Source organism: Halomonas sp. PAMB 3264 (assembly GCF_031954245.1).
Classification (GTDB): Bacteria; Pseudomonadota; Gammaproteobacteria; order Pseudomonadales; family Halomonadaceae; genus Vreelandella.
Genome location: NZ_CP134866.1, coordinates 2909874 through 2929946 on the forward strand (window position 1 = coordinate 2909874; position 20073 = coordinate 2929946).

Sequence of the window (20073 nt, forward strand, 5' to 3'; positions counted from 1 at the left end):
CGATGCCCGCGCGCCCGAGCGCCTACCGCCGGTACCTGGCCAAGCGCCTGACTGGCGCGGCGCTATTGGTGGTGCTTTTGATCGGGGCCGCAGCGCTTTCGATCGCGCTGGGCGCGCGAAGCGTCGGCTGGGCGGAGATTCACGCCGCGCTCACAGGCCAGGTGCAGAGCGTGGGCGACGCCGCCGTGGCCAGCCGCCTGCCGCGCACGCTGCTGGCGCTGCTCGCCGGTGCCGCACTGGGCGTGGCCGGCGGCGTCATGCAGGGGCTGACGCGCAACCCGCTGGCCGACCCTGGTCTTCTCGGCGTCAACGCCGGGGCCGCACTGGCCGTCGTGATCGGCATTGCCTGGTTCGACATGCAGACCAGCCTCGGTTTCATCATTAGCGCCCTGACCGGGGCAAGCCTTTCGGCGGTCGCGGTCTACACCATCGCAAGCCTGGGCCGCGGCGGGGCCACGCCGCTTCGCCTGGCGCTGGCCGGCGCGGCGATCACCGCCGCGCTCACATCGCTCACCACCGCCGTGATTCTGCCCCGGGGCGATATCTCGGGACTGGTGCAGTCCTGGCTGGTCGGCGGCGTAGGCGGGGCGACCTACGGCCAACTCCTTCCCATCCTGCCCTGCCTGGCGATGGGCTTCATCGTGTCGGTCGCCTCGGCGCGCCAGCTCAACCTGCTGGCACTGGGCGACGATACCGCCGCCGGGCTCGGCGAAAACGTCGTGCTGGCCCGAGCGATGTCGGCGATCGGCGCGGTGCTCTTGTGCGGCGCGACCACCGCGGCGTGCGGGCCGATCGGCTTCGTGGGCCTGGTCGTGCCCCACGCCTGCCGCCTGCTGGTGGGCACCGACTATCGCTGGCTGTTGCCGTTCTCCGCGCTGGGCGGGGCGATTCTTCTGATGACGGCGGATGTTGCCGGGCGGCTGGCGGCGCATCCGGCGGAGCTCGACGTGGGCATCGTCACGGCGTTCGTCGGCGCGCCGGTGTTCATCTGGATCGTGCGCCGTCGCAAGGTGGGCGCGCCATGAAGCAGGCGACCCTTACGCAGCGGGCGCATCTGAACGCGCTGCGCCGTGCCCAATCAAGGCGACGCCGGGGCGTGCTGACGCTGCTCGCCGCCGGGCTTTTGTTGGGCGTGCTGGTGACGCTCGCGCTGGGTCAGTCCTACACCCCGCTTTCCACGGTGGCGCGGGTGCTCGCCGGCATCGACGTACCGGGCGCGAGCTTCACCGTGCGCGAGCTGCGCCTGCCCCGGGCGGTGGCGTGCCTGCTCGCCGGCGCCTGCTTTGGTCTCGGCGGCGTGGCCTTCCAGACGCTCTTGCGCAACCCCTTGGCGAGTCCGGACATCATCGGCATCAGCAGCGGCGCCAGCGCCGGTGCGGTGTTTGCCATCGTCGCGCTCTCCTGGAGCGGGCCGGCGGTGGCGCTTGCGGCGGTGGCCTCGGGGCTTGGCGTGGCGCTTTCGATCTACCTGCTCTCCTGGCGCGACGGCGTGACCGGCGCTCGGCTGATCCTGATCGGCATCGGCCTTGCCGCCATGCTGCAAAGCGTAACGGCGTATCTTCTGATGCAGGCGCCGAGCTGGTCGCTGCAGGAGGCGCTTCGCTGGATCACCGGCAGCGTCAACGGCGTGCGCCTGGCGCAAGCGCTGCCGCTGGGTCTGGCGCTGACTCTGCTGGGCGGGCTGTTGCTGAGCCGACGCGCTGATCTCGACGCGCTGCGCCTGGGGGACGAGCTCGCCGCTGGGCTCGGCGTGCGCCTTGGCGTTACCCGTCTCGTCGTGGTGCTGGCGGCGGTAGGCCTGGTGGCCTTCGCCACGGCGGTGACCGGGCCGATCGCCTTCGTGGCGTTTCTTTCCGGGCCGATCGCCGCGCGCATCAACGGCCAGAACGGCTCGCTGCTCTGGTCGGCGGCGCTGGTGGGAGCGCTTTTGGTGCTCGCCAGCGACTACGCCGGGCAGTTCCTGCTGCCCGCCCGCTACCCGGTCGGCATCGTCACCGGCGTGCTGGGCGCGCCTTACCTCGTTTATCTGATCGTTCGCGACAACCAACGCAAGGGCGCCCCATGAACGCATCCTCCCTGCAGGCCGACGCGCTCACTGCCGGCTACGGCGAGCGCCGCGTGCTCGAAAACGTCAGCGTCACAGTGACGCCCGGCCATATCACCGCCATCGTCGGGGCCAACGCCTGCGGCAAGTCGACGCTGTTGCGCGTGCTCTCAAGGCTGATCACCCCGGCCAGCGGGCGTGTGCTGCTCGACGGCCACGCCATCGACGGTGTCCCCGGGCGAAAGCTCGCCCGCCAGCTCGGCTTTTTGCCGCAGTCGCCCATTGCGCCGGAGGGCATCAGCGTGCTGGAGCTGGTCAGCCGGGGCCGCCACCCCCACCAGGGGCTGTTCAAGCGCTGGAGCGCAGCGGACGAGGCGGCGGTCGCCGATGCGCTGGCCGCCACCAACCTTTGCGAGCTTGCCGAGCGCGCGGTGGACGAACTCTCTGGCGGCCAACGCCAGCGGGTGTGGATCGCCATGGCGCTGGCCCAGCAGACCCGCGTCCTGCTGCTCGACGAGCCCACCACCTTTCTCGACATCAACCACCAGATCGACGTGCTGGATCTACTCACCGAGCTCAACCAGACCCGCGGCACTACGGTCGTGATGGTGCTCCACGAGCTGAACCTGGCCGCCCGCTACGCCGATACGCTGATCGCCATGGCGGGCGGGCGCGTGTACGCGGCGGGGCCGCCCGAAAGCGTGCTGACCGAGCAGATGGTGCGTGAGGTGTTCGGCCTGGAAAGCCGGGTCATTGACGACCCGGTGACCGGCAAGCCGATGATGATTCCGCTGGGGCGCCACGGCGGCGTAAAGGCTAAATCACGGGCCAAGGTATCGCAGCCCAATGAATTAACGCCTGAGTACGAAAAAGCCCCGCAATGACGGCGGGGCGATCAAGCGGCGCGAGGGGGCGGCGCTACTCGCTCATCTTCATCTCTTTCACCACCGCGTCGAGATGGCTCTGGTTGATCTCGGCGGGTGAATTAGCGCCGATCAGCGTCATGGTCACGCGCATGTCCGCGGCGATCAGCTCCAGAAGGTGCGAGACCCCCGCCTCGCCCCGGGCGGCCAGCGCGTAGGCGTAGGCGCGGCCGAGCAGCACGCCTTTGGCGCCGAGGGCCAGCATGCGCACCACGTCGAGCCCGGAGCGCACGCCGGAGTCCGCCAGTACGGTGAGTTCGTCGCCGACTTCTTCGACGATGTGGGGCAGCGCCTGGGCGGTGGAGATCGCGCCGTCGAGCTGGCGACCGCCGTGATTCGACACCACAATGCCGTCGGCGCCCATGCGCTGCGCCTCGCGGGCATCGTCCTTGTCCAGAAGCCCCTTGATGATAAGCTTGCCCTTCCAGCTTTCGCGAATCCAGGCCAGCTCATCCCAACTGATCGAGGGATCGAAGTTCTTGGCCAGAAAACCCATGTAATCGTCCATGCCCATCGTGCGCTGCGTGTAGGCCTCGATATTTCCAAACGACAGCGGCTTGCCCTTGAGCCCCACGTCATAGGCCCACTGCGGATGGGTGATCGCCTGGGCGTACTGGCGAAGCTTGGCGTTGGGGCCGGACATGCCCGAGCGCCGGTCACGATAGCGCGAACCGGGCAGCGGCATGTCCACGGTGAACACCAGCGTTTTCATGCCTGCCGCCCAGGAGCGCTCCAGGGCGTTTTTCATGAAGCCGCGATCCTTCAATACATAAAGCTGCGACCACTGCTCGCCTTGGGCATCGCGAGCCACCTCCTCGATCGAGCAGACTGACACGGTCGAGAGCGTATAGGGAATCCCCGCCTTCTCGGCGGCGCGCGCCGCCTGTACCTCGCCGCGCCGCGCGTACAGGCCCGTGGCCCCGACTGGGGCGAGCGCCACCGGCATTTTCCACTGGCTTCCCAGAATCTCGGTATCGAGAGTGGGCGTACCACCGCCTTTCAATACCCGCTGGCGCAGCGGAATGCCCTGCAGCGCCTCGACGTTGCCGCGCAGCGTGCTCTCGGTCACCGAGCCGCCGTCGAGGTAGTCGAACAGAAAGCGGGGAATGCGCTGCTTGGCGGCTTGCCGGTAATCCGAAGGGCTTGAAATGATCATGGAATCGCCTTACCTCTCGAGACGGGAAACTGTGAAGCGTCCGTACCTCCAACGCCTTACGCTACCGGCTAGCGTACCAAGTAAACCCGCCCGGGGAGCGCCCCACTGCCCCCAACTTTAGTCTATGGAAAGCTCACTCGGACGGCGTTCGACTCGCGCCTTTTACCTCGTGGGATCGATCGACGCCAGGAGACTGCGCGGCCATCAGCGCAGCGACCCACTCGATGAACACGCGCAGCCTGGCGCTGACGTGACGATGAGGTCGAAAGGCAACGAACATCGGCATCGGCGCTAGTTGCCAGTCATCGAATAGCCACACCACGCCTGGCTCCACCACCAGCTCAGGCTCCTCGACGGTTAGCGCCCTGCTGCTAAAGTTAGAAAAGCGCCTAACGCGACGAGGAGCACAGAATGAGCACACCCACGCTCGAAACGCTTTATCTTGAAGGCGATGTTCAACGCGGCTTTCCCAACTCACGGCTGCCGGTGCTGATTTACCGTGGCGTGGTCGCGCACGGTGACGCCGAACAGTACGCCCAGGCGCTCGAGGCGCTGTTCGAGCAAAACGGCTGGCCGCCCGCCTGGCGCTATCACCTCTACGATTTTCAGCACTTCCACGCCGATGCCCACGAAGCGCTAGGCGTGTTTCGCGGCCGCGCCCGGGCGCAGCTGGGTGGCCCCGACGGGCCCGTCATTACGCTTACCCCGGGCGATGTGCTGGTGCTGCCGGCGGGCACCGGTCACGCCTGCCTGCAGGATGAAGGCGATTTCTGCATGGTGGGCGCCTACCCACCCGGCCAAACGCCGGATTTGGAGCGCGGCAATCCGCAGGATTTCGACGCGTTGAAAGCGCGGGCCGCCGCCGTTGCTCTGCCTGCCCAGGGCCCGGTCGATGGCGACGCCATGACGTTCTGGCAAGCGCGTTAAAGTGTGATCGTACCTGTCAGGTACGGCGCGACCCGCCCCTGAATCACGACGTACTCATCCTTCAGGTGAACCCGAAGCGTACCCTGACGTGCGCCGCCCTGACGCGCCGTAAGTGAGTGCTTACCCAGCCGCTTGGCCCAGTAGGGCGCAAGCGAGGTATGCGCCGAGCCGGTGACCGGGTCCTCTTCAACGCCGACCTTCGGGCCGAACCAGCGCGAAACGAAGTCTTCCTCCTGACCAGGCGCGGTCACGGCGACGCCCCTTCCCGGTAGCGCCCTGAGTTTTGCCATGTCCGGCGTGATCGTGGCGACGACCTGGGCGTTTTCCACCACCGCGATGATATCGTCGGCGATCAGCACCTCGTCGACTTGGGAAAGCCCCAGGGCAGCGGCGACCTCGTCTTTCAATGCAAGTGATGCGGGCGGTTTGGCGGGAAACGTCATGGCCAACGCCTCACCGTCGCGGGCGACCAACAGCTCACCGCTTCGCGTTTGAAACGCAAGCGTCTCGGTATTCACGCCCAGCGCGTTAAAGATTACCCAGGCGGCGGCCAGCGTGGCGTGACCGCAAAGATCCACTTCGACCGTGGGCGTAAACCAGCGCAGCCGGTACCCCGCCCCCTCAGGTACGAAAAACGCGGTTTCCGATAGATTGTTTTCCGCCGCGATGGCCTGTAGCAGGGTGTCATCCAGCCACGCGTCGAGCGGGCAAACGGCGGCGGGGTTGCCTTCAAACGGCCGGTCGGCAAAGGCATCGACCTGGTAAAGATCCACATGCATACAAGAGGCTCAAAAGCGAAAAAAGGAGCGCCATTTTATCATGGCGGCGACGGGCACCAACACGCGGCGGTGGACGCCCTATCGATCTCGGGCCAGAATTCAGGGTTCTTGACGGCCCCAGGCCGGATGCCCGAAGACCTCGCCATCCGGCGCATGACAGGAGTAAATGCATGTCCGCCTACGTTGTACTAATTAAAGAACGCACCCACAACGAGCAGGAGTTCAAAACCTACGGTGAAAAGGCCAAGGCCGCTCGCGAAGGTCATGACCCTGAGCCGCTGGCGTTCTACGGCGACTTCGAGGTGCTGGAAGGCAGCGCCATGGAAGGCGGCGTGATTCTGCGCTTCCCCGACATGGACGCCGCCCGCGCCTGGTACCACAGCCCCGCTTACCAGGCGGCTCGAAAGCACCGCTTTCTAGGCGCCGACTACCGCGTACTGCTGCTCGACGGGCTGCCAGAGGGCTAACCCCCAGTGCGAACCGCCCCGGCACGTTGGCAACAGCGGGCCGAGTTACCTACGCTCAAGTGAGTCTTTTCCTGTACATGTTTGACCACACAAGGAGTCAGCGATGAACATTCTGATGGTCGTGACCTCTCACGATAAGCTCGGCGACACCGGCAACAAGACCGGCTTCTGGCTCGAAGAGCTGGCCGCGCCCTACTACACCTTTCTGGATGCGGGCGCCAAGCTGACTCTGGCCTCCCCTGCCGGCGGCCAGCCGCCGCTGGACCCATCGAGCGACGCGCCGGACGCCCAAACCGACGCCACCAACCGTTTCAAGCAGGATCTTGACGCGCAGCACGCGCTGGCTCACACCCAAACGCTCGACGATATCGATGTCAGTGATTTCGATGCGATCTTCTATCCCGGTGGCCACGGCCCGCTGTGGGATTTGGCCGAAAGCGCCACCTCGGCCCGCCTGATCGAAGACGCCCTGGCCGCCGACAAGCCGGTTGCTGCGGTGTGCCACGCCCCCGGCGTGCTTCGCCACGTGCGCAAAAGCGATGGCAAACCGCTGGTCGCCGGGCGCAAGGTGACAGGCTTTAGCAATAGCGAAGAAGAAGCCGTAGGGCTTACCAAAGTGGTGCCGTTTCTGGTCGAGGACATGCTCAAGGAGCAAGGCGGCGAGTACTCGAAGGGCGATGACTGGAGCGCCTACGTGGTGGAGGACGGTCTTTTGATCACCGGCCAGAACCCCGGCTCCTCCGAGGCGACTGCCGAGGCGCTATTGAAGAGGCTCAAGCGATAAATCCAACGCCTGGAACCTTGCGCTGCTCCCTTCGCGCTGAAACCCCTCACGCTGAAAATGATGCGCCTGACGCCCCGATAATGCATCGATCCACGCACATTGGCCCTCTTCAACCTCCCCGGCTGAAGAGGGTTTTATGTATCTGCGGCACCACCAACACATTGCATGCCACCTTCGCTCGCTTGATCCAACCAGGCTCGGTACGCCTGACAAGAGCTCCATATTGAACTCTTCATTGCCAAAACCCTCAAAAGGTACAAGAATTGTACAACGTACAATTTTCGAGGATGCCTTTGATGGCGGATTTCAAGCAGCGCGAGTGGGTGAAATGGAAATGGGGTGACAACTGGGCCCAAGGTCAGGTCACCAAAAAGTACTGCGAGAAAGTGACGCGCAAACTTCAGGGCAGCGAGGTGACCCGCAAGGGTAGTGAAAAAACCCCCGCCTATCTGATCAAACAGGAGGACGGCAGTCGCGTTCTCAAACTGCACACTGAAATCAAGAAAGCGTAGCCAAGGAGGCCACCATGACGTTCGACGAGTTCGTAAAACTTGCCGGTCAGTCGAGTATCAAGGAACTGCACATCGAGTCTCACGAAGGCGATGTGTTCGTCTTTCGCGCCATGACCGACGATGACGAAGAGCATGTACTGGTCGACCACCACGGCAAGCCCATACGTCCGCAGTCGCTTACCGACGCGCGCAAACGCTTGAGCGACGTGGGCGGGCTGGAAAACGTGCCGCTCTATCTCGTCCAGCAGGTGCCCTACGATGAAATGATCGGCCTCGACGCCGACCAGGAGTCCCACAAGACACCACTGACGCTTCACTCCGGGGCGTAGAAAGCGCTTCTCATAAAAACGGCGAGCGTCGAAAGCACTCGCCGTTTTTTTGCGCGCCGTGTTCAAGCGCCGCTCGGTTCGAGAGCATTGGTCGGACATGGTAAGTAAACGGCCCGATTGCGTCCGCTTGTCTTGGCCTGATAAAGCGCCTGGTCGGCGCCCTTTAACAGCACACCACCGCCGGTTGCGCGCATCGTTACGGCGGCTTCGGTGCTCGATACTCCGGCGCTCAGTGTCACCCAGGCGCTCGTGCTTGAGTCTTCGTTGGGTATTTCAAGCGCTTCGACCGCCTGGCATAGCCGATCCGCGATATGGCGCGCCCCCTGAGCGGCAGTATTCGGCAGCACGATGACGAACTCCTCACCGCCATAGCGCGCGATCAGATCCGAGGGCCTTGAAAGCCCTTCCTTCAAGGCGGCGGTGACGCGCTTGAGACATTCATCGCCCGCGTCGTGACCGTAGCGGTCGTTGAAGCGCTTGAAGTGGTCGATATCACACATGATGATCGAGAGCGCTCCGGAATGTCGTGAAAGCCGCGACCACTCGCGCTCCAACGCCTCGTCCAGCACCCGCCGGTTGGCAAGCCCGGTTAGCGGGTCGGTATTGCTCAGCGTTTTGAAATGGCGACTCAATAGCATCAACTCGCGCTCGGCATGATCGATCTGCTGGCGAAACAGACACAGAAAAATACCCAATAACGTCAGCACCCCAATGCCGCTGCCCACGTACATGACGTTCACCCAAGGGGCGGGAACCGGCGATAGCGCTCTGGACGGCGTAAACAGAAAGTGGGCCGTCATATAGAGCGTACCCAGAAGCGCCATGTGAGCGATATATCGTCGTCGCCCGCGCTGCTTCATGAACACCAGTACCGCGGCAATGGTGAAGTAAAAAAGATGCACCCCGGCATCGGCACCGATCAGCGCGGTCACGACGAACATCTGGATATTGACGTTGATCAACAGCGTTCGCTGCGCCAGCCCGTAGCGCCGCATCCCATTGAGCACGAGCACTGACAAATACCCTAGAGTAAAAACGATATTGGCAGTAAACACGCTGTTGAAATAGGCGAAGTCGTACAAATAGTAGAACAGCTGATAAGGAGCCGTCGCTACCGCGCCGAATAGCCCTATCTGGTTGGCCAGTTCGATTTGGCGACGTCGCTGCATGGTATTACCGGCCACGCCTGCCGCCCAAACCCATTTGACTCTCTTTAACATTGTAGGCGCCCTAAAAGAGAAGCTTGGAATTCAGCGCAAAAAGACGCGTGGCGAGACGTTTCAGGTGAGCGAGTAGCAGCCCATACAGACCGTTTGATCGCGTCCGTTTTTCTTGGCCAGATAGAGCGCCTGGTCGGCGCACTTGAGCAGGCGCTCGCCACTTTGCTCGAAATGCGTGCTGGTAAAGCAAGTGGAACTCGAGACACCGACACTGACAGTCACGATACCGCCTTTTATATGTGGATTGGGGATGGCCAAACGCCGCACCGCTTCGTTGATTTTTTCCCCCACGTGTCGAGCGCCCTGCTCGTCGGTCGCGGGCAGCACGACCGCGAACTCCTCGCCACCATAGCGCACCGCCAAATCCGAAGGCCGCTCGAGCACCTCCTTGATCGCCCAGGCAATTTGACGTAAGCACTCGTCGCCCCCATCGTGACCAAAATAGTCGTTATAGCCCTTGAAGTGATCGACATCGCACATGATGACCGAGAGCGTGCCCGGATGACGCGCAAGCCGCAGCCACTCGGCGCGCAGGGCCTCGTCCAGCGCGCGCCGATTGGCGAGTCCGGTTAGCGGATCGGTGCTCGAGCGGACCTGGAGCATCTGGCTGGTCGTCAACAGCTCCTTCTCGGTGTTCTCGATTTGGTGTCGAAAAAGATTGAGTAAGGCTACCATCAGCAGCAGCGCGCCGGAGGCGCTGCACACGTACATGAGATCCACCCAGGGATGGGGCACCGGCGTAATCGCGACTTCTGACGTCAACAATAGCTGAGTGCCGAGATAGAGCGCACCGCATACGAGCTGCCAGGCGACCAACCCCAGCCAGCAAAGCCCAGGAAACAAAAAGACCAGCACGGCGGCCTGGGTAAAATAGAAAAGATTAACGCCTACGCCAGAACCCGCCATGAGCGATGAAACGAACATGTGGGTGCTCACACACAACATAAGCAAATTGCGCGCCGCCCCGTACTCGCCGCGCCGGTTGAGCAGTAGCACCGTCGCGTAACAGGACATGAACATCAGATTGATAATGAATATTTCGCTAAAGTAAGCGAGATCGTAAAAGATATAGAAAAGCTGGTAAGGAAGAGGCGTAAAAAACGCAAAAATACCCAACTGATCACACACCAGAACCTGACGCTGACGCTTGGCGGGCAGCTCCCTCATATCGACGGCGCTTAGCTTCATCCATTGATCGAGCATTCTTCGTACTCCCAAAGCGCCGCTATCCTGCCGCGTACGTCAAAAAAACGGCCCGGTCGCGACCGAGACTCTTGGCCTGGTAAAGCGCCTGGTCTGCGCACTTGAGCAGGCTTTCACCCTCTTCCGCATTCAGGCCGTTACAGTTCAGCGCATGGATACTCGATACGCCGACGCTGACGGTGACAAAGCCGTCACCCGCGCCGGGATTGGGTATTTCAAGGCGTCGTACCGCCTCGCACAGTCTATGTGCCACGTGGCGCGCGCCTCGTTCATCGGTTTCCGGAAGTACCAGCGCAAACTCCTCTCCGCCGTAGCGCACGATGAGATCCGCAGGCCGGCTAAGCTCGGCCTGAAGCACCAGCGCGACTCGCTGCAGACACCGATCCCCCCCATCGTGACCAAAGCGATCGTTGTAATGTTTGAAATGATCCACGTCGCACATGATGACCGAAAGCGCCCCTGGGTGGCGGGTCAACCGCAGCCATTCGCGCCTTAAGGTGTCATCGAGCACCCGTCGATTCGCAAGCCCCGTCAACGGGTCGGTATTGCTGAGCGTTTCGAGCGCGTGGTTGTTGATCAAAAGCTCGCTTTCGGTGATCTCGAACTGATGGCGGTAGTGGAAAAGCAGCGTACCCAGCACCAGCAACACGCCCACGACGCTAAAACCGTGCAGCAGATTGGCCCAGGGCAGTGGCACCGGCGTATAGGCGGTACCGGAAGGAAACAAAACGTTCGCCGCGACGAAAAGCGCCACGCTGAGCAGCGTTAAACTCATCGAGAGGTACCACTGCTTACGGGGAAACAGAAACGACAGTGTCCCAGCCAGCGTGATATAGAAAAGAGGCACTCCGGCATCGACACTCAAATAGAACGCGCTAATGAACAGTTGCACCATGACCAGCGCCGTGAAAACGAGGCACGCCGTCATGTACCAGCGCCGATGATTGATCCATAAAATCGAGGCATAGCCGCCCATGAACAGCATATTGATGGTGAAATAAGTGCTATAGAGGTCGAAATCGGAAAGTATGAAGAAGGTCTGGTAACAGGTGCACATGAAGAACGCAAACAGACCCAGCTGGTTACACAGCTCGATTTGTCGACGCAGTCGCACGGGGTTGTCCGCCACACCCGGCGACCAGATTTTTTGAAGGTTACTCAGCATTCAGGGGGTTCCCGTTTTAAACGCCATACCGCGCTATATTCATCCATACCATCCATCCACTATAGGCACCCATTGACCGCAAGATAGTCGACCATAACGCGACGATTCACCGCGCTTTTCAGAACCCGGAATTCATAAACAAGAGCGAACCGGCCACCAGCGCTCTCTGTCCCAAAAAGGAACGCCACTGAATTCGAGTTACCTACTCCAAAAGGCTCTACACCAATTCACCCTGCAATGGCCCGCCCCTCTTAACGCTGACACATTCCAACCGGGTTTTGGCCTTTACAAGCCTGAATTAATTTGGGTTACAGCTATCTATCGGCGCATAGCTATCCGGCTTTATAGCCATACCACTTTTAAGCCGCGCAAAGAATACAGACGCCCATCCAACAAACGGAAATTAAACGAATCTACAATCACAATTTTGTTGTTCGCTCCTACACCATACGCACCGCCCCACGGCTTGGGAGGCCGCCGCGATTGTGTTGGTGTCGTTTTTTTGACGCTTTGATTTTTGAGCCAAGGGGCCCATTTTCCGACCTCATAGTGCAACAACCTTTTGGCGTTCTGCTGAATGGGCCGCTGGCGCCGTGACTACGCTGTTGTGGCTTGTCGGTCGCGGGCTTACCGGTGTTGGTCGGTGACGCGAAAGGTTGGGTGGAGTTCATTGGTGCAACAACGAAGTATCTGTTCACCTTCCCGCTGTGCAAATGCGCGACAGCCAGCGGCTACAATAAAGTTGGCATCGTCCCGGTTTAGCGCCTCGCTTTAACGCTCCTCTTTTATCTCACCCTTTATCACGACCCTCTATAACCACTTCTTGATGAGCCAAACGAGAACTATTCCTGCGTCCAGGCGTCGTACAGGTGACTGCTACATGGACGTTGGAGGTCTACCTTGCTGATCAAGAAGAAAAAAGTGCGTTCTCATACCGAAGATCGCTACCTGGCGCTGGTGTTGGCCACGGCGGCGGGCATTCTCAACGCGATGGCGCTGGGCGCCTTTGGTTTTCTCCCTTCCCACATGAGCGGCAATGTCTCGCAAATCTCTGATGAGGTCGCCAGCGCCGACACCCACGGCTTTTTGTTTCTGGCCACGCTGCTGCTCGTCTTCGTCATGGGCGGCATGCTGGCCCGCATTGTCGTGGTGTTGGGCCAACGCATTCGCACCATCTTCTGTTTGATCTTGCTGGCGGAAGGCGCGGCGCTGGCCGCGGTCTCGCTGTTCGAAATTCTGATGTACTCCCCGCGTTTCAACTCGGAAGTACTGCTGGCGCTGGGCTTTTTGATGGGAGTGCATAATTCGACCTCGACCCAGCTTTCCAACGGCCGCGTGCGCGCCACCCACGTGACCGGCACGCTGACCGATGCAGGTATCGCGCTGGGCTCGTTCATCTCGTCACGCTTTTCTCAGGACGCGGCGCTCGACCGGCGCTTTTCCCGCAAGCAGCTGTATACGCACCTGACCACGATCTTCTCTTTTCTGACCGGCTGTATCGCCGGACTTCTGTTGTTCGATCTGTTCGATTTCAAGGCGATGCTGGCGCTGGGGCTGTTTCTAATCATGGTCGCGGCCAGCGCCATCGTGATGACCGTGCGCACCGCCAGCCGGCTAATGGTCGTCAAACGCGCCCAGGTAGAAGGCTCATAATACCCGTAAGGTTCAGGCCCGTTGCGCAATGCCCGCCGTAAAGGCGGGCATTGGCAGGGATGGTGAGCGACTCCTCAAGCTTACTCGGCGTGCGCCTTGTGGAGCGTCAAAAAACGCATAATCGCTACCGCCACCGAATTAACCCGAAAACCGATTACCTGGGTTCTCACGAAGGTTCTCCATCTCGCGGGCCAGGTGTGAAAGCATGGGAACGCGCGCCCCAGGCGACGCTGAAGGCGATCACCAGCAGCACCACCAGCGACCAGGGGAAGGCGCTGACTCCCCAGGAATCAAGCAGCATACCGCCAGCAACGCCGCCGCCCGCAATCGCGCCGTTCCATGCCACCACATTCATGGAAAGCGCCACATCCGCGCCACTTCCGGCGGTATCCGCCAACGCGGTTTGCATCAAGGTGGAAGCACCGCCGAAGGTAATCCCCCACACCATAATGCCGATAAAAACGACCACGGAGCTTTGCGTGTTGATACCGAAAATGAACGCGGTGATTGCGAAGGCCGCCAGGCTTGTCAGCACCGTGATTCGCAAATGGCTGTCCACCAACTTGCCGGCCATCCAGATACCGCCAAGCGATGCAACGCCAAAGGTCAATAGCGCCAGATCAACCCGTTCGCCGAGTGCCGTGGCCGCCACAAACGGCGCAATGTAGGTGTAGAGAATATTGTGAGCCAGCATCCATGTGATGACCACGGCAAGCACCGGCCGCACACCCGGCGTCGTGAAGACGTTTCGCAATGGCATGCGCTCGCCTTTCGGCTGGCCGGGATAGTCGGGAACCCTGGCCATTACCCATACTGCCAGCACCAGTGTCAACGCGGACATCACCCAGAAAGCGGTACGCCAGCCGGCGACCGAGCCCATATAGGTGCCAAGCGGCACACCCAGAGACAGCGCCACGGGAATGCCGACCATCGCCACGGCCATGGCACGCCCCTGTTGATGAGCCGCCACCATACGCCGCGCATAACCGGCGAGTAGACTCCAGGCAAGCCCGGCGGCCACCCCCGCAAAGAAGCGGGCAACCAACGTCAGGCCATAGCTACTGGACAGCGCCGTGACCGAGTTGAAAACGAAGAATCCGCCGATGGTAAGCAGCAGCACATTGCGCCGCCGCCAGCCGCGTGTCGCAATCGTCAAAGGAATCGCCGCCAGCATCGAACCCAGCGCATACGCCGTCACCATCTGGCCTGCCAACGACTGGCTGACCCCGAGGCCGTCACTGATTTGAGGCAACAATCCCGCCGGCAGCGTTTCTGTCACGATGCAGATAAAGCCCGTCATGGCCAGGGCCAGCAGGGCGGACATGGGCAGCTTATCGGACGCCGCCGATTCCGCTTGAGTAGAGGAGTAGGCCACAAAAAATACCCTTTCGAAGATGAGGTTTAACCCTGGGCAACAGGCAGCCAGAGCATTCCACGAAACATATGTATCGATCGGTACAAATATGTGGCGACGGGCAGATTATTGTCAAGGACTTTTGTATCGAGTAGTATATAAGTCATCCATAGTGAGTGACGCAAGGGAGTTCGACATGGCACAGATGGGGCGCCCCAGAGTGTTTGATCGACAGCAAGCCATCGAGCAAGCGATGCACCTTTTCTGGGAGCAGGGTTACGAGACAACGTCTCTAAGCCAGCTCAAGGCTCAGATCGGCGGCGGCATTTCTGCACCCAGCTTTTACGCCGCTTTCGGCTCCAAGGAAGCCTTGTTCGAAGAGGCGGTTCAGTGCTACCTGGAGAGCTACGCCCGCGTGACAGACGGCCTATGGGACGACGCCATACCGCCCAGAGAAGCGGTCGAGCTGACGCTACGTCGTTCGACGAAAATGCAGTGCGAATCGGGGCATCCCAAAGGCTGCATGGTGGCCCTGGGCACCATGAGCGCCTCAAAACCCGAGCATGCTCATATTACGAAGCCGCTGACCGTTTCACGGGCGCGCACTCATGCCGGGTTTGTACGCTGCGTTGAGCGTGGCATTGCCAGTGGCGAGCTCCAGGAAGGCACCAATGCTCAGGCCCTGGGCACGGCGTTCAGTAGTTTTCTGCTGGGGGTGTCGATATCAGCGAGAGACGGCGTCAAGTTATCAGCCTTCAATGCCTCTATTGCCGAGCTCATGAAGTTGTGGGACGCCGCATGCCACGAGCGGCACTGAGCAAACGTTGTTAGTACGGCGGGAGTAACGGCGTTTAAGCGACGGTTTTCAAGCCCCCCGGTTTTCAAGCAACGACTGAGAGAGAGGGCCTCGAAAACGGCCCTCCCGGGAGCTGATCACGAATTTTTAAGCCGTGAAGGAATCGCGCACGCCGCGCCCCGTGTTATCCCTACTGATACCTTATGCCGAATGCGCTTTTCTGAAAGGAACGAGGTGCAGCACACCCACCACCACCGAGCCTACCAAAAAGCCAATCACCGCCGAGCACAGCGTATTGAAGCCCCAGCCCAGCGCCCCGCCCAAAGTGCCGACGGATTCGTGGATGTTGAGTTCGATGTGATGCACCCAGTCATAAGGCGCGTTGAGCCAGCCCACGCCCTCCTCCCCCAGGTTGACCAGCAGAATATGCCCTCCGACCCAGAGCATGGCGATAGTCCCCACGAAGGCGATGCCCGCCAGCACCTTCGGCATGGCCGCCACCATGCCGCGGCCCAGCTTTTTCATCGTGGAGCTCTCTTTTTGAGCCAGCCTCAAGCCGATATCGTCCATTCGAATCAGCCCCGCGACCACACCGTACACCAGCACGGTGATCACCAGCGCCACGACCACCAGGCTCACCAGCTGCGACCAGAACCCCTGGTGGGCCACCGTCGACAGCGCAATGACCATGATTTCGGCGGAAAGGATCAGGTCGGTGCGAATGGCGCCGCTGACGATGCGCTTCTCGGCCTCCGGCCCTTTCATGACCGCGGGCGTCTCGTCTTCCTCCACCCCGCTTAGCCGATGCCATACCTTTTCCGCGCCCTCAAACGCCAGATAGGTGCCGCCCAGCATCAAAATGATCGGCAGCAGCATGGGCAGAAAGTGGTTCAACAACAGCGCCACCGGCAGAATGATCAGCAGTTTGTTGCGAATCGAACCCAGCGCGATCTTTTTCACGATCGGCAGTTCGCGCTCGGCCTTGATCCCTTGCAGGTATTGCGGCGTCACCGCCGTGTCGTCGACCACCACTCCCGCCGCCTTCGCCGTGGCGCGCCCGGCGGCGGTACTCACGTCGTCGAGCGACGACACCGAAAGCTTTGCCAATGCAGCGATATCATCCAGTAAGCCTAACAATCCACCCATCATGGGGCGTTCTCCGTCTTTGATGGCACATGCCTTGCGTCAAGCATAACGCGAGTGAGCGCGGCTGACGCGATAGACTTAAGCGCTTTCAAACAAGCGCCGCCCTGACCCGCCGGGTAAACGCCTCGTTGGTTACGACGAGCAAAGCCGTTCCCATGCCGCTGCTGGCGCTCTGATATCCTGACTCGCTCATCAACACCGCCATGGAGGCCTCGTGGGCCAGCAACCCCGCCCGGTCAGCGATCTCGAGCGCTACCACGCCCGCACGGTGCAAACCGGCTTGAAACTCATCAACGCCCTGGCCATGACCACTGGTGTCACTTCTCTGTTTTGCGGTCTGGCACTCCCCGTGGCGTTTATGGCCGACGGCAAGCGTGTGCCGCTGCTCGCCAAATACGGGCGGCACTACCTGCTGCGTTATCATGCCGGCACGGCGCTCTGGGCGACTGCCCTGGCGGCGCTGACGCTGTTCGTCCTCATGCAGCCCGTCACGACGGATTTTCTGGTCAGCATCAACTTTTCCTTGAGCCTTCTGGCCGTTGTGGGGTATCTCGCGGGGCTTGCGGTGATCTCGTTGCTGGCCTTCAAGGGTTACCGAACGCTGCGCCGACGCGTCGACCCTGGTTTCGATGAAACGCCGCACGTGGAAAAATTGAAGGGGTAAGCGCTCACATCCTTTCAGTGAATCGAGCCGCCTTTAGCAAGCCGCGCTTCCCTTTCACCTGTAATGAATCACCAGGAATTCCCTTGAACCACGAGCCCCGCCCCCTGAGCGCCCTGGAGCGCACCCATGCACGCACGGCGTACCTGCGCTTGACGCTGTTCAAGTGGCTGCTGGTAGTATTCGCAAGCCTGATACTGATGCTCGGCATCATACTGCCGGTTGCCTTCGTGATCGACGATACCCGCGCACCCCTGGCCCTGATCATCTTCATGGGCTTGCTGGATCTACTCGTGGTGGCGCTCGCCCTTTTCATCATGGCCCATGGCCTGGGGCGGGCCGCCACGCTCAGGCCTACCACCGCGCAACTGCGCGGCCGGCTGATCGAAAAAAAGCATACGGCGAGTACAGGCAACGGCGCCGGGCGCTATACCGTGTACACCTATTTCATCGATGACCAACAGATTGTCTGGCCCGCCGGGGCCGAGCGCCTCTACAAGCCGCTGGTGGGTCAAACGATCACGCTGACGGTGGCCATGATCGACATGCGAAGCCGGGCCGGGCTGAAGGCGCTGCTCGAGGGGATCGGTATCGAAGCGCTCAAGAAGCAACCTGCCGCCGTGGGCGTGGTGCTCGCGTGCCCGCCCGTGATCGACGTTCACGGCACGCTTACCAGGTACGGCCGTTACTATCTGCTGCGCTACCAGCTCAAGACGGCGGCGGCCATCGGTCTGTTCGTCGCGCTTTTCCTGCTGCCCTCTCTGTATCCGGCGACGACCGACTGGCTGGTGGGGCAAAGCCACGTCACGATGCTCGCAATCATTCTGGGGTGGGCCATTGGCAGCGTCGTGGTGACATATTTAATCGCTCGTGGCTATCAGGGGCTGCGCAAGTGGCTGAATCCGGCGTATGACGATACGCCGCACGAGGAAAGGCTGAAGGGGTAAGCGCCGTCTTCCAGCGAATCGCCCCGTTTTAGCCTGACTGTCTCGTCATCACCCTGCTTTAGATCATCAGGAGTTCTTTTGAATCACAACGCCCGCCCGCTGACGGCTTTGGAAAAAACCCATGTGCGCACGGTTTACCTGCGCCTGGTCGCGCTTAAATGGGTGGCGCTGCTGTTCGGTGGGCTTTTTTGTCTACTCGGCTTGGCGCTGCCCGCAGCGCTGGTGGTCGACCCACAGGGCTTACCGGAATTGGCGGGCCTTTTCATACTGCTTCTGAGCCTTTTTTCCCTTACCGTTTGCACTCTTTTCCTAGCACTCGGGCTTAGGCTGGCGCTAAGGCAGAGAGGCACAACCACTCAGCTTCGCGGCACGCTGACCGAGGTCCGGATCAACGTTCGAGGTTCTGTCTATTATCGCTACTTCATCGACGACATCCAGATCATGTGGCCACCTGGCGCGCAGGATCTGTATGTCCGCTCGATCGGCCGCCCGCTCTCGCTGACGGTGGCCATGATCGACCTTGCCCCGCGCCAAAAGGTACACGCTTTTCTTGCACGCTGGGCCCCCAAAACGCTCAAGCGACAGCCATTGGGCTTCGCCGTCGTGCTCAACTATTCGCCCTACATCAATATTCACGGGGCGCTTGCGAAATACGGGCGCTACTTTCTGCTCTTGTATCAGCTCAAGTGGGCCCTGGGGATGGGCCTTTGGGTAGCGCTCACGCTCCTAGTCATCATGCAGCCTTTTGTGCTCACGCTGGTGGCTCGCAGCTCCATTATTACATTCCTCCTGGCGCTCGTTGGCTATTTCATCGTCACCGGCCTGGTCTTTTGTGCAGTGATAAAGGGCTACCACACGCTGCGTAAATGGCTGAATCCGGATTACGACGATACGCCGCACGAGGAAAGACTGAAGGGTTAGCCTGTGCCGACGCGGCGCACGTGGTCCAGAAATGCGCGGAAAGCGGGCGGCTGCTGGGGTAGTAGATATAGAATCCCGGAAACGGCGGCGTCCAGTCGGCGATCAGCTGGATCAGCTTACCGCTTTCCAGAAAGGGGTCGACCTGATGGGCGAACTGATAGGCGATGCCTGTCACTCCCGCAGCAGATCAATAAAGGCCCGCAAATTGGGCGGCACATGGCGGTTATTGGGGTAGTAAAGGTACAAGCCGGAGATGTAAGGGCACCAATCCTCAAGCACCGTCACTAACGTCTCATCGCTAAGGTACGCGTGTGCATAGGGTTCCGGCACATACGCGATACCCAAGCCCGCCACGGCCGCCTCCACCATCAGTTGGCTGCTATCCAGCGCTATGGCGCCAGAAACATCAACCAACACCTCCTGGCCGTGCTGCTGGAATTCCCAGCGGTAGCGTTTGCCACTGGGCAACCTCTGCCTGATGCACTGGTGCAGGGCGAGCTCATCGGGCTTTTCAGGCATCGGTTTGCCCTGTAAATAACCAGGCGAGGCAACGGCAAGAAACCGCAGCTCTCCGCCAACAGGAACGGCAATCATATCCTTGGGGACCGCTTCCCTTAACCTTATCCCGGCATCGAACCCCTCCTCGACAATATCGACCAGTCGTCCCTCTGCCACCAGGTCAAGCTCGACATCCTCATACAGCGTCAGGAATCGGGGCACGACACGCGTAAGCAATAGGCGAATCGCTGCTTCACTGGCGTTGATCCTTAACCTCCCCGTGATCTTACCTTCAAGGCTTGAGGCTTCTTCCAGCAGGGTGTCCAGCTCCCCTAAAAGCGGGCCCAAACGCAAGAGTAAACGCTCACCACTCTCGGTCAACGAGACACTCCGCGTCGTTCGATGCAGTAGCCGCGTACCCAATCTGCGCTCGAGGGTTCGCAGGGTATGGCTTAGCGACGACCGACTAACGCCCATCAGATCAGCCGCACGGCGAAAGCTCTGGTGTTCGGCCACCGCCTTGAATGCTTTAAGGTCGGCTAACGTCGGCTTATTCATTGATGAACATGCTTCACTAACTTGTGCCAA

Annotated in this window: 22 protein-coding genes; 13 read left to right on the forward strand and 9 right to left on the reverse strand. The window is 60.9% G+C overall.

The annotated features are described in order from the left end of the window. Positions 1-2 precede the first annotated feature (2 nt). From RN347_RS13145 to RN347_RS13155, 3 genes are read left to right on the forward strand one after another with little or no spacing between them, the layout of a single operon-like run. Positions 3-1025 carry an iron ABC transporter permease gene (locus tag RN347_RS13145; RefSeq protein WP_311958515.1) on the forward strand — a complete coding sequence of 341 codons (1023 nt, stop codon included), beginning with the start codon at positions 3-5 and terminating at the stop codon, positions 1023-1025. Further along, positions 1022-2065 carry an iron chelate uptake ABC transporter family permease subunit gene (locus RN347_RS13150; RefSeq protein ID WP_263586354.1) on the forward strand — a complete coding sequence of 348 codons (1044 nt, stop codon included), beginning with the start codon at positions 1022-1024 and terminating at the stop codon, positions 2063-2065. The genes RN347_RS13145 and RN347_RS13150 overlap by 4 nt, the downstream gene beginning before the upstream one ends. Further along, positions 2062-2928 (forward strand): ABC transporter ATP-binding protein, encoded by an 867-nt coding sequence (locus RN347_RS13155; RefSeq protein ID WP_311958516.1) that lies wholly within the window; start codon positions 2062-2064, stop codon positions 2926-2928. The genes RN347_RS13150 and RN347_RS13155 overlap by 4 nt, the downstream gene beginning before the upstream one ends. Positions 2929-2962: 34 nt before the next feature. Here RN347_RS13155 and lldD read toward each other — a convergent pair whose 3' ends face one another. Both lldD and RN347_RS13165 read right to left on the reverse strand, forming a co-directional pair. Further along, on the reverse strand, positions 2963-4123 hold the full coding sequence (gene lldD / locus RN347_RS13160) for an FMN-dependent L-lactate dehydrogenase LldD (RefSeq protein ID WP_311958517.1): 1161 nt from the start codon (positions 4121-4123) through the stop codon (positions 2963-2965). A 133-nt stretch (positions 4124-4256) separates the two neighbouring features. Beyond that, positions 4257-4460, reverse strand: coding sequence for a hypothetical protein (locus RN347_RS13165; RefSeq protein WP_311958518.1), 204 nt, complete (start codon positions 4458-4460; stop codon positions 4257-4259). A gap of 74 nt (positions 4461-4534) precedes the next feature. Here RN347_RS13165 and RN347_RS13170 point away from each other — a divergent pair, with 74 nt between their 5' ends. Then, positions 4535-5050: a cupin gene (locus tag RN347_RS13170; protein ID WP_311958519.1), complete on the forward strand. Its 516-nt coding sequence runs from the start codon at positions 4535-4537 to the stop codon at positions 5048-5050. Here RN347_RS13170 and RN347_RS13175 read toward each other — a convergent pair. Further along, positions 5047-5829, reverse strand: coding sequence for a PhzF family phenazine biosynthesis protein (locus RN347_RS13175; RefSeq protein ID WP_263586349.1), 783 nt, complete (start codon positions 5827-5829; stop codon positions 5047-5049). The two genes, RN347_RS13170 and RN347_RS13175, sit on opposite strands and share 4 nt — an antisense overlap. A 170-nt stretch (positions 5830-5999) precedes the next feature. Between RN347_RS13175 and RN347_RS13180 the strand changes: the two genes are divergently transcribed. The 4 genes from RN347_RS13180 to RN347_RS13195 all read left to right on the forward strand — a co-directional run bounded on the left by RN347_RS13180 (position 6000) and on the right by RN347_RS13195 (position 7921). Beyond that, positions 6000-6296: a DUF1330 domain-containing protein gene (locus tag RN347_RS13180; protein ID WP_311958520.1), complete on the forward strand. Its 297-nt coding sequence runs from the start codon at positions 6000-6002 to the stop codon at positions 6294-6296. Between the two features lie 103 nt (positions 6297-6399). Continuing rightward, complete coding sequence (locus RN347_RS13185) at positions 6400-7080, forward strand: type 1 glutamine amidotransferase domain-containing protein (RefSeq protein ID WP_263586347.1); 681 nt, start codon at positions 6400-6402, stop codon at positions 7078-7080. Between the two features lie 296 nt (positions 7081-7376). Then, the gene (locus RN347_RS13190; protein ID WP_263586346.1) at positions 7377-7592 is read left to right on the forward strand and encodes a DUF2945 domain-containing protein; all 216 of its coding nucleotides are present in this window, start codon (positions 7377-7379) and stop codon (positions 7590-7592) included. Positions 7593-7606: 14 nt separating this feature from the next. Continuing rightward, complete coding sequence (locus RN347_RS13195; protein WP_263586345.1) at positions 7607-7921, forward strand: DUF6482 family protein; 315 nt, start codon at positions 7607-7609, stop codon at positions 7919-7921. A 62-nt stretch (positions 7922-7983) separates the two neighbouring features. On the opposite strand, the gene RN347_RS13200 is transcribed toward RN347_RS13195, so the two are convergent. The 3 genes from RN347_RS13200 to RN347_RS13210 all read right to left on the reverse strand — a co-directional run bounded on the left by RN347_RS13200 (position 7984) and on the right by RN347_RS13210 (position 11509). Beyond that, a complete protein-coding gene (locus RN347_RS13200; protein WP_311958521.1) occupies positions 7984-9090 on the reverse strand; it encodes a diguanylate cyclase in 1107 nt (368 codons plus the stop codon). Positions 9091-9201: 111 nt separating this feature from the next. Then, complete coding sequence (locus tag RN347_RS13205) at positions 9202-10344, reverse strand: diguanylate cyclase (RefSeq protein WP_311958522.1); 1143 nt, start codon at positions 10342-10344, stop codon at positions 9202-9204. 22 nt (positions 10345-10366) lie between these two features. Next, a complete protein-coding gene (locus tag RN347_RS13210; RefSeq protein ID WP_263586342.1) occupies positions 10367-11509 on the reverse strand; it encodes a GGDEF domain-containing protein in 1143 nt (380 codons plus the stop codon). 921 nt (positions 11510-12430) lie between these two features. Between RN347_RS13210 and RN347_RS13215 the strand changes: the two genes are divergently transcribed. Then, positions 12431-13162, forward strand: coding sequence for a YoaK family protein (locus RN347_RS13215; RefSeq protein WP_311958523.1), 732 nt, complete (start codon positions 12431-12433; stop codon positions 13160-13162). A 166-nt stretch (positions 13163-13328) separates the two neighbouring features. Here RN347_RS13215 and RN347_RS13220 read toward each other — a convergent pair whose 3' ends face one another. Then, positions 13329-14537, reverse strand: coding sequence for an MFS transporter (locus RN347_RS13220; protein WP_311958524.1), 1209 nt, complete (start codon positions 14535-14537; stop codon positions 13329-13331). Between the two features lie 175 nt (positions 14538-14712). Between RN347_RS13220 and RN347_RS13225 the strand changes: the two genes are divergently transcribed. Beyond that, positions 14713-15333: a TetR/AcrR family transcriptional regulator gene (locus tag RN347_RS13225; protein ID WP_311958525.1), complete on the forward strand. Its 621-nt coding sequence runs from the start codon at positions 14713-14715 to the stop codon at positions 15331-15333. Between the two features lie 180 nt (positions 15334-15513). On the opposite strand, the gene RN347_RS13230 is transcribed toward RN347_RS13225, so the two are convergent. Further along, entirely contained in the window at positions 15514-16461 is a 948-nt protein-coding gene (locus RN347_RS13230) for a DUF808 domain-containing protein (RefSeq protein WP_311958526.1), read from the reverse strand. 211 nt (positions 16462-16672) lie between these two features. Between RN347_RS13230 and RN347_RS13235 the strand changes: the two genes are divergently transcribed. The 3 genes from RN347_RS13235 (at position 16673) to RN347_RS13245 (ending at position 18987) form a co-directional block, all read left to right on the forward strand. Beyond that, positions 16673-17122, forward strand: coding sequence for a hypothetical protein (locus RN347_RS13235; RefSeq protein WP_311958527.1), 450 nt, complete (start codon positions 16673-16675; stop codon positions 17120-17122). An 83-nt stretch (positions 17123-17205) separates the two neighbouring features. Further along, positions 17206-18066 (forward strand): hypothetical protein, encoded by an 861-nt coding sequence (locus tag RN347_RS13240; protein ID WP_311958528.1) that lies wholly within the window; start codon positions 17206-17208, stop codon positions 18064-18066. Positions 18067-18144: 78 nt separating this feature from the next. Next, positions 18145-18987: a hypothetical protein gene (locus RN347_RS13245; protein WP_311958529.1), complete on the forward strand. Its 843-nt coding sequence runs from the start codon at positions 18145-18147 to the stop codon at positions 18985-18987. Positions 18988-19158: 171 nt separating this feature from the next. Here RN347_RS13245 and RN347_RS13250 read toward each other — a convergent pair whose 3' ends face one another. Then, positions 19159-20043 carry a LysR family transcriptional regulator gene (locus RN347_RS13250; RefSeq protein WP_311958530.1) on the reverse strand — a complete coding sequence of 295 codons (885 nt, stop codon included), beginning with the start codon at positions 20041-20043 and terminating at the stop codon, positions 19159-19161. Between the last annotated feature and the right edge of the window lie 30 nt (positions 20044-20073).